The sequence below is a fragment of the Caldisericia bacterium genome, assembly GCA_021158845.1.
In the GTDB taxonomy this organism is placed as follows: Bacteria; Caldisericota; Caldisericia; order B22-G15; family B22-G15; genus B22-G15.
The window spans coordinates 1-8,501 of the sequence record JAGGSY010000126.1; the positions used below are offsets into that span (position 1 = coordinate 1).

General features: G+C 35.6%; 10 protein-coding genes. 4 read left to right on the forward strand and 6 right to left on the reverse strand.

From position 1 onward, the window contains the following. The first annotated feature begins 31 nt into the window (after positions 1–31). From J7J33_04670 to J7J33_04685, 4 genes are read left to right on the forward strand one after another with little or no spacing between them, the layout of a single operon-like run. A complete protein-coding gene (locus tag J7J33_04670) occupies positions 32–2,386 on the forward strand; it encodes an AAA family ATPase (GenBank protein MCD6168580.1) in 2,355 nt (784 codons plus the stop codon). Then, the gene (gene tsaE / locus J7J33_04675) at positions 2,361–2,780 is read left to right on the forward strand and encodes a tRNA (adenosine(37)-N6)-threonylcarbamoyltransferase complex ATPase subunit type 1 TsaE (GenBank protein ID MCD6168581.1); all 420 of its coding nucleotides are present in this window, start codon (positions 2,361–2,363) and stop codon (positions 2,778–2,780) included. The genes J7J33_04670 and tsaE overlap by 26 nt, the downstream gene beginning before the upstream one ends. Next, positions 2,761–3,369 carry a tRNA (adenosine(37)-N6)-threonylcarbamoyltransferase complex dimerization subunit type 1 TsaB gene (locus J7J33_04680; GenBank protein ID MCD6168582.1) on the forward strand — a complete coding sequence of 203 codons (609 nt, stop codon included), beginning with the start codon at positions 2,761–2,763 and terminating at the stop codon, positions 3,367–3,369. The genes tsaE and J7J33_04680 overlap by 20 nt, the downstream gene beginning before the upstream one ends. Position 3,370: 1 nt before the next feature. Next, positions 3,371–4,306 (forward strand): hypothetical protein, encoded by a 936-nt coding sequence (locus J7J33_04685; protein MCD6168583.1) that lies wholly within the window; start codon positions 3,371–3,373, stop codon positions 4,304–4,306. Here the strand turns inward: J7J33_04685 and J7J33_04690 are convergent. The 6 genes from J7J33_04690 to J7J33_04715 form a co-directional block, all read right to left on the reverse strand. After that, entirely contained in the window at positions 4,290–4,988 is a 699-nt protein-coding gene (locus J7J33_04690; GenBank protein MCD6168584.1) for an ECF transporter S component, read from the reverse strand. The two genes, J7J33_04685 and J7J33_04690, sit on opposite strands and share 17 nt — an antisense overlap. Beyond that, entirely contained in the window at positions 4,985–5,554 is a 570-nt protein-coding gene (locus J7J33_04695; GenBank protein ID MCD6168585.1) for an NTP transferase domain-containing protein, read from the reverse strand. The genes J7J33_04690 and J7J33_04695 overlap by 4 nt, the downstream gene beginning before the upstream one ends. Further along, positions 5,554–6,552: an ABC transporter ATP-binding protein gene (locus J7J33_04700; protein ID MCD6168586.1), complete on the reverse strand. Its 999-nt coding sequence runs from the start codon at positions 6,550–6,552 to the stop codon at positions 5,554–5,556. Before J7J33_04700 ends, J7J33_04695 begins: the two co-directional genes overlap by 1 nt. Continuing rightward, a complete protein-coding gene (locus tag J7J33_04705) occupies positions 6,539–7,318 on the reverse strand; it encodes an ABC transporter permease subunit (protein ID MCD6168587.1) in 780 nt (259 codons plus the stop codon). Before J7J33_04705 ends, J7J33_04700 begins: the two co-directional genes overlap by 14 nt. After that, a complete protein-coding gene (modA, locus tag J7J33_04710; GenBank protein ID MCD6168588.1) occupies positions 7,305–8,072 on the reverse strand; it encodes a molybdate ABC transporter substrate-binding protein in 768 nt (255 codons plus the stop codon). The genes J7J33_04705 and modA overlap by 14 nt, the downstream gene beginning before the upstream one ends. Positions 8,073–8,075: 3 nt before the next feature. Next, on the reverse strand, positions 8,076–8,501 hold a 426-nt coding region (locus J7J33_04715), incomplete at its 5' end, for an NTP transferase domain-containing protein (protein ID MCD6168589.1).

Below are 8,501 nucleotides of genomic sequence, written 5' to 3' on the forward strand. Positions count from 1 at the left end.
GTATCTGTATTTATTTTAGAGAGGAGGAGATATGAAAAATTTTGAACTTAAACCTGGAAAGTTAAAAAATACATGCAATCCTGATATATTCAGTTTTAATACAACTGAGGAACTTGAACCTCTCAAAGAAGTTATAAATCAAAAAAGAGCTTTAAGTGCTATAAATTTCTCTCTTGGAATAAAAAACTCTGGATTTAATCTATTTGTATCTGGACTTCCTGGCTCTGGAAGAACATCTATAGTTAAAAAAATCGTGGAGGAAAAGGCAAGCAAAGAGAAGACACCAGATGATTGGTGTTATGTACATAACTTTACCAACCCCGATAACCCTTCTGCTATTAGGTTTCCTGCAGGTAAAGGCGCACTCTTTGTAAATGATATGGAAGATTTTATAAATACAGTAAGAAAAACAATCCCAAAGGCATTTGAATCTGAAGAGTACGAGAAGAAGAGGGCAGAAGTTATAAAGAAATTTCAGGAAGAAAAAGAGAGACTCTTAAGGGAGGTAGAGGAACTTGCAAGGAAAAGAGGATTCTTAATACAGGTAACTCCTACTGGGGTGGTTACAATTCCACTCTTTGATGGAAAACCACTAAAACCGGAGGACCTTCAGAAGATATCTCCAGAGGAGCAAAAAAGGATCCAGGAGGAAGGACATAAACTCCTTGAAGAGATAAATAAAATTCTCATAAAGGTAAAGAGGATAGATAAAAAGATAATGGAGAGTCTGCAGGAATTGGATGTGGAAGTGGCAGTTTTTTCCATAGGACATCTCCTTCAGGATTTAAAGGAAAAATACAAGGACATCCCTGAAGTTATTGACTATCTTGAAAATGTTAAGGAGGATATAATTTCGCACCTTGACAAGTTTAAGGTTCCTAAGGCAGAGGATGATGATTTCTATAAGAGATACAAAATCAATCTTATAGTTGATAACTCTGACACAAAGGGAGCACCAGTAATATTTGAAACAAACCCCACTTACTTTAATCTATTTGGTGGTATAGAGTATGAAGCTAAAATGGGTGTAATGGTAACAAATTTTAACCTTATAAAGGCAGGATCTATACACAGAGCCAATGGTGGATATCTGATAATAAATGCGATGGATTTACTCACAAATCCCTTTTCATGGGATACTTTAAAGAGAACTCTTAAGAATGGGGAATCAAGAATTGAAAACCTTGGTGAACAGTACAGACTTGTCCTTACCAAAACCATAAAACCTGAACCAATACCTATAAACTTAAAAGTCATCCTCATCGGTACTCCTTACCTTTACTATCTTCTATACCACAATGATGAAGATTTTAAAAAGCTTTTTAAAGTAAGGGCAGATTTTGACACATCTATGGACAGAACACCTGACAACATGAAAGCGTATGCCTCTTTCATAAGTAGCTTCGTGAGAAGAGAGAATCTGAGACATCTAACAAAGGAGGCAGTTTCTGAAGTAATAGATTATGGCTCAAGATTAGTTGAGGATCAAAAAAAGATTACAACAAGATTTCAGTATATATGTGATATTATAAGTGAAGCTGACTATTGGGCAGCTCAAGATAATAGTAGATATATTGATAGAGAGCATATAAAGAAAGCCATTGAAGAGAAAGAATTTAGATCAAACCTTATTGAGAAAAAAATTCAAGAGCTAATAAAGAGGGGAGTAATACTTATAGACACAGAAGGAAAGAAGGTGGGGCAGATAAACGGAATATCCATAATTCAGCTGGGAGATTACGAATTTGGAAAACCAAGTAGAATTACTGCAAATATTCACATGGGAAACAAGGGTGTAATAAACATAGAGAGGGAGGTAAAACTTTCTGGAAGAATACACAACAAGGGGGTACTTATACTCTCGGGTTTTCTTGGAGAGAGATACGCCAAGGATAAACCTCTCTCCCTCTCTGCAACTTTAACCTTTGAACAACTCTACGAAGAAGTGGAGGGGGATAGTGCTTCAAGTGCAGAACTCTACGCTCTCCTTTCAGCAATTGGAAATATTCCTTTAAAGCAGAATCTTGCAGTTACTGGATCTGTCAATCAGAAAGGTGAAATCCAACCTGTGGGAGGAGTAAATAGAAAAATTGAAGGTTTCTTTGACACCTGTAAAGTTAAAGGCTTAACCGGAGATCAAGGTGTCATTATTCCTTATGAAAACATAGATGATTTGATGCTTAAGGACGAGGTTATAGAAGCGGTGAGAGAGGGAAAATTCCATATTTATGCTGTTAAAACCATTGATGAGGGAATGGAACTTTTAAGTGATCTCTCCATGGATGAGATAAATGAAAGGGTAAACAAATCTCTTCGTGAGCTTGCAATGGGTTTAAAGAGGTTTGGAGAAAAGGAGAAGGGTGAAGATAAAGACAAAAAGTCCTGAAGAAACTAAAAGGGCTGGTGAGGAATTTGGAAGAAAATTAAAACCTGGTGATATTGTTCTGGTAATAGGAGAATTGGGAGCAGGAAAATCTGTATTTATAAGAGGGATAGCAAAGGGACTTAAAGTAAAGGAAATTGTAAAATCACCATCCTTTGTTATAATTCAGGAATTTGAAGGGAAATACCCCTTTTACCATGTTGACCTCTACAGAACTGACGTTCAAGAAATTGCTGAACTGGGAATCTTTGAGCTTATGGATAAAGGAATTGTCTGTATTGAATGGGGTGAGAGAATTCTACCTCTTCTCAAACATGTGAAAAAAATAATTGTTAACATAAAAAAACTTGAAGGAAATATAAGGGAGATAGAAATACATGATACATCTATCAATTAATACAGCTATAGAGCCGTATGGAATTGGAGCTTTTGAAGATGAGAAATTTCTTGGGGGATTCTCTTGGAACTTCTCTGAGTCTAAAAAGAATCTGCATTTTGTATTTTTGGAGTCGCTACTAAATGACCTTAAAATATCCCGTGAAGATTTTAAGTTTATAACTATAGTGGGAGGTCCTGGAAGTTTTACAGGTTTAAGGATTGGTTTTACAATGGCAAAGACTATAGGTTTCATAATGAAAACTCCCCTTGTTGTTCCATCAACATTTGAAGTTCTAAAGTATGTAGCAAAGATAGATGGTCTGTTTGTAATTAATGCAGGACTTGGGGAGGTCTTTGTATCTGACGGTGATAAGGTAGAGATCATGAAATTTGAGGATTTAAAAAGAGTGGAGAGGATTCTAATTTTTCCCGAAAGAAGCCTTTTTATTAAAGCTAAAAAGGGTATAAATCTTAATATTTCTATAAGTGAGGTTGGAAAAATTGGATTTTACAAGTACAATAAGGGAGAGATAGTTGACTATGAAAATGCTCTCCCATATTATATGAGAGATACAAAGGAGATATTTAAACCATACAAGGAGGAATAAGTTGGATAGAAACAAAGTTATAAGTGAGATTGAAAGGAAACGTGGTTCAAAGGTAATATCCTACTTTCTTGGACCAAATTCAAAGATAGCAGCTGATGCTGTTGAGGTTCTATTTAAACACTTAAAAATCATTGGTAAAGTAAAAAATCTGGATCTTTATCTTCACACTACAGGGGGACTACTTGAAATTCCTCTTAAAATAGTTTATCTTATGAGGGAATTTTCTGAGAAATTCTCTGTGATAATACCCTATAGAGCGCACTCTGCAGGAACCCTCATCTCTCTTGGTGCAGATGAAATAGTGATGGGAAAGATGGGTGAATTTACACCTGTGGATCCTCAAACAATGACTCCCCTAAATCCAAAAGGTGCCAAGGGGAATGTTATAACAGTCGCAGTTCAGGATCTTATATCATTTTTTAGTTTCCTTGATGAAATTGGAGTAAAAAATAAGGAAGAAATAGTGGTTAATCTTACAAATCTTCTTCATCCACTTGTTGTTGGAAGTGTCAATAGGTCCTGGAGCCTCATAAAGCTTATAATAGATAAACTTTTAACTTTAAGTAAATATAAGGAAGAAGAGAAAAAAAGAATTATAGATCTCCTCTCTGGAGGATTACCATCTCATAGATACCTTATCACAAGATGGGAGGCAAGAGAAATTCTTGGAGATAGAGTAAAATTTGCCGATGAAGAGCTTGATGAAATGATGTGGGAGCTTTACGAAATGTATAAGGTAGCCCTCAATCCATTCACTCCATATAAAAGGGATCCAAGAACTGGAAGAGAGATAAGGAGGGTAACAGCTGCTATTATAGAGACCTCTAACTCTGGATCACATTTTGTACAGACTCTGGAGAAGAGAATGCGCCCTGATGGAAAAGTGGAAGAAGTTCCTCTTCAGGGAGGATGGGTAGACTTCAGGCTTCCTCGTTAACCTTTCCTTTCTCAATAAACTTCCTCAAGAAAATTGATATGGGTACACACAATACGACAGCTACAATTGCCTCTGGTATACCCTGCACTATTCCAATGGTTACAGCTTGCTGAATATTGAATATTTTAAACACAACGGCAAGACCAAGGGTTATAACTGTATTTGTCATACTTCCTATTATTGAAGCAAAGGTCATGGATGAAATCAAGGGATCTGTTTTAAAAAGTGCATAAAATATGATAGCTGCAAGTATAAAGGATAAAACAGAGGAAAGATACCTATTGTAGTTTCTAAAGACCCAGAGAAACATTAAGAAGAAAATTAGAGAAAGAAGTATACTTGAATAAGGTAATTTTCTCTCCTTCTCTTTTTTCAAAAGTTTATGCATAAACTGAAATGAGAGTGCAGCAAAAACTCCAATAAGTGGCCTTGCAGGAAATAAAACCCATATTGGAGCAATTGAAGAAAAATAATAAATAGTAGATAACCCAAAGATTGTACCGACAAGAGCACCAACCTTGGCGCCAAGCACAATTCCCGAGATTATAACTGGTATGTGCATAAGAGTTGCGGCACCTGCTGGTGTGGGAACAGTTATATACCCTAAGTATGTAAATCCAAGAATTATCGTTACTGCTCCAAGTACAGCTCCCATTGTTATCTCTCTTGTAGTTAATTTCATTCCTCCTCCTTTGAGAAATAGATTGATTTAAATTTCTTTATTTGAAGTAAATAGTCTTCCTCTGGAGAAATTCTCTCAAGTATTGTTGGTGTATCTACTTCTACAAGCTCCACCTCTTTCTCTTCTATAAAATCTCTCATGGTTCTTTCATCTGGATAACTAATGATTTCTTCGGCACCTTTTCTTGAAAACAGAAAAGGGTGTCCCAAAAGTCCCATGAATACTGGGATAGACATAATTTTTGGTTTAGATAGAATAAGTTTCTCAACCACCTCTTTATCAATGATAGGTTGATTGCCAAGACATGCAAGAATCCAGTCCAGTTTCCATTTAATAATCTCTCTTATGCCTGCTTTTAGAGAACAAAGGATTCCAGTGCTTTTTGATATGGTTACCACCCCTACATCACCTCTTTTCATTAAATCACTAAACTCTTTACATACCACAACCACTACTTTCTCTGGTTTAAGTTTCAATACATTATCTATGGTGGTTTCAAGCACACTCCTTTCCACAATAAGTTTTCCTTTTCTCCTACCAGCAAGAATTATAGAGCCAAATCCCATCAAAATACATGCACCTCCTCAGGATTTATCTCAATTACTACCATATCTCCCACTTTAAAGTTCATTCTCTCAAAATCCCTTCTCGGCATCAATGAAACAAGACTAACCCCTATATATATCTCTATTTGATAAAACGCTCCCCTATTGGCAATTTCCACAATCTCACCCTCAAACTCATTCTCTCTCCCCTCTTTTTCCATTTTGATTATAACATCTTCGGGGCGTATAGCAATATAAACATTATCATGAAACTCCTCTTTAGTCTTAAGTTTAAATCCTGGCTTTATGAAGACATAATGATCCTCTCCAAAACCCTTAAAAATATTTTCTATCTCCACAAATTCAGCAACAAAACGGGACTTTGGTCTTCTAAAGATCTCTGTAGGAGTTCCAATCTGTTCAAATCTCCCATTGTTTATCACACCAATTCTGTCTGACAGGAAAAGAGCCTCCTCAAAGTCATGTGTCACATGAACAATTGTGAGAGAGAGATCCTTTTTGATTTTTTTTAATTCCAGCCAGATCTTCCTTTTAATCTGAGGGTCAAGAGCTGTGGTTGGTTCATCTAAAAGTAGAATCTTTGGGTTCCTTACAAGTGCCCTGGCAAGAGAGACCCTCTGTTTTTCTCCCCCTGAAAGATTCTCTGGATATCTATCAAGGATTCTCTCTATCTTGAGTAGCTTAATTACTTCATCTTTTAAACAAGCTCCTCCTATGGTTATATTCTCCCTCACTGTCATGTGTGGAAAAAGAAGATAATCTTGTGGCACATATCCTATTCCCCTCTTTGCTGGATGAAGATGATCCACCCTTTCACCACCAATAATTATCTTCCCTTTATCTATTCTAAATCTACCAGAAATTGTTTCCAATAAGAGTGTTTTTCCACTACCTGTAGGCCCAAGAATGGTGAAATACTCTCCCTTCTTTATATGAACATCTATACTCTTCAGGGAAAAGTTACCTAAATCTAAATTAAGGTCCTTAATGATAAGCATTTTCTTTTATCACCCCTCTTACAATAAAGAGTATTAAAATTGCCACAATCACCATTAACACACCTGCACCTATTGCAAACTTTATATTACCTGAAGAAACAGAGAGATACACAAAAATAGGTAGAGTTTCAGTCTTCATTCTTGTGGCACCTGCTATCATTAGAGTTGCTCCAAATTCACCTATGGCTCTACTCCAACCAATTATAGCTCCAGTGAGAATTCCTTTTTTACTTAGAGGAAACACTATCTTCCTAAACACATCAAAATCTGAAAGCCCCATAATCTTCCCCATAAACTCATATCTTTTACTCACTTTAAAAAATGCAATCTCAGCACTTCTCTCTATGTATGGGGTAATTATTATAAATTGGGCAAATATCACTCCAAGGGGCGAGAATAAAAAGGAAATTCCGAATCTTCCAAGAAATTCACCAAAACCTCCACCAAACAAAATAAGAAAGGATAGACCTGTAATTAGTGGAGGAAGGAAGATGGGAATATCTATAACACCCTCCACAAACTGTTTAAGTGGAAAATTAACTCTGGATAAAAAATATGCCATCGGTATGGAAAAAATTAGAGAGAGGAGAAGTGAAATTAAAGACGTGATAATGGAAAACTTAACAGCAAATACAAACTCCTGAGAGATGAGGGTTTCTTTTAAACCTTGAAGTCCTGTTTTTGAAAACAAAGAGACTACACCAGATACAATAATTAAAATAAAAAGAATTAGGAATATGGAGCTAATCACATTAACTTTCTTCATCTTTCACCACAAATCCATACCTTTTAAATATCTCTTTTCCTTTTTCAGAAAGCACAAAAGATAGGAAATCTTTACTTAACTTTTTATTCTTTGTAAATTTAACAATACCTATAGGTATTGTTTTTATCTCATTAAATTTCTCCTCAATGGGGATGATCTCTAAATCCATTCCAAACTGAACAGCAGCTGATCTCCACACAATAGATGCATCAACAAAATTACTATTTACATCAAGAACCAACTTACTAACAGTTCCTTCTCTAACAACAACATTCTTCTTTACATCTTCATAAATACCAGCTTTCTCAAGTATTTTCCTGGTGACAGGTCCAATGGCAAGAGAATTTTCATCCCCAAGGGCAATTTTAACTCCCTCCCTGTCTAAATCTAAAACTCCTTTTATGTTTTTGGGATTTCCCTTTTTCACCACTATAACTGGAATATGGTATAAAAACTCAACTCCTTTATCAACCAGACCTTTCTCTTCAGCAATTTTATAGTGATACATACTTCCAGGCATAAATAAATCACCTCTCCTTGTAGTCTCAATCTGTGAAAGTAAACTACCAGCGCCACCATATACAATATTAATTTTTACATTGTTTTTTTTCTCATACACACCTTTTAATTCATCCATTGGTTTTTTCATCCCTGCCCCAACAAAGATTAAAAGTTCTTTCTCTTCCTTCCCTTCACAAGACATAATGGATAGTAGGGTGATTAAAATTACTAAAAAGATGACAAATCTTTTCATTTCTTATCTCCTTAAAATATTTTTATCTTCCACATTGAAATACTCTATCTTTTCACTATAATGCTTTAATAGATAGGGAAGCCCCTTTTCTTTTCTTAGAGATGTAAGGAGTGGAATAATGCTCCTTGAAAAAACTATTGGGTGCCCTTTTCTTTCCTTGTAGGTGGGAATAAGAATCTCTTTCTTTGTGGTAAGTGATTTTTCTATTATTCTATCTATAGTTTCCTTCCCTATCTTATATAGAGTTCCGAAATGAAGTATAAGAAAATCTGTTCTTCTGCTAACTGCCTTTAAACCAATTTTTAGAGAGGAGTATAAAACATCCTTGGGATCAGGATTAATCACTACCTTTCCATTTAGAAATTCTATTTCTCTAACCGCCCTCTCCCCTTTTCTGTTACCAACTACAATCACTACATCATTTATAAT

Bases quoted from the DNA above. Each gene is read 5' to 3' on its own strand.
- J7J33_04670 (MCD6168580.1), top strand. From the start codon at position 32: ATGAAAAATTTTGAACTTAAACCTGGAAAGTTAAAAAATACATGCAAT.
- J7J33_04680 (MCD6168582.1), top strand. From the start codon at position 2,761: ATGATACATCTATCAATTAATACAGCTATAGAGCCGTATGGAATTGGA.
- J7J33_04690 (MCD6168584.1), bottom strand. From the start codon at position 4,988: ATGAAATTAACTACAAGAGAGATAACAATGGGAGCTGTACTTGGAGCA.
- J7J33_04695 (MCD6168585.1), bottom strand. From the start codon at position 5,554: ATGGGATTTGGCTCTATAATTCTTGCTGGTAGGAGAAAAGGAAAACTT.
- J7J33_04700 (MCD6168586.1), bottom strand. From the start codon at position 6,552: ATGCTTATCATTAAGGACCTTAATTTAGATTTAGGTAACTTTTCCCTG.
- J7J33_04705 (MCD6168587.1), bottom strand. From the start codon at position 7,318: ATGAAGAAAGTTAATGTGATTAGCTCCATATTCCTAATTCTTTTTATT.
- modA (MCD6168588.1), bottom strand. From the start codon at position 8,072: ATGAAAAGATTTGTCATCTTTTTAGTAATTTTAATCACCCTACTATCC.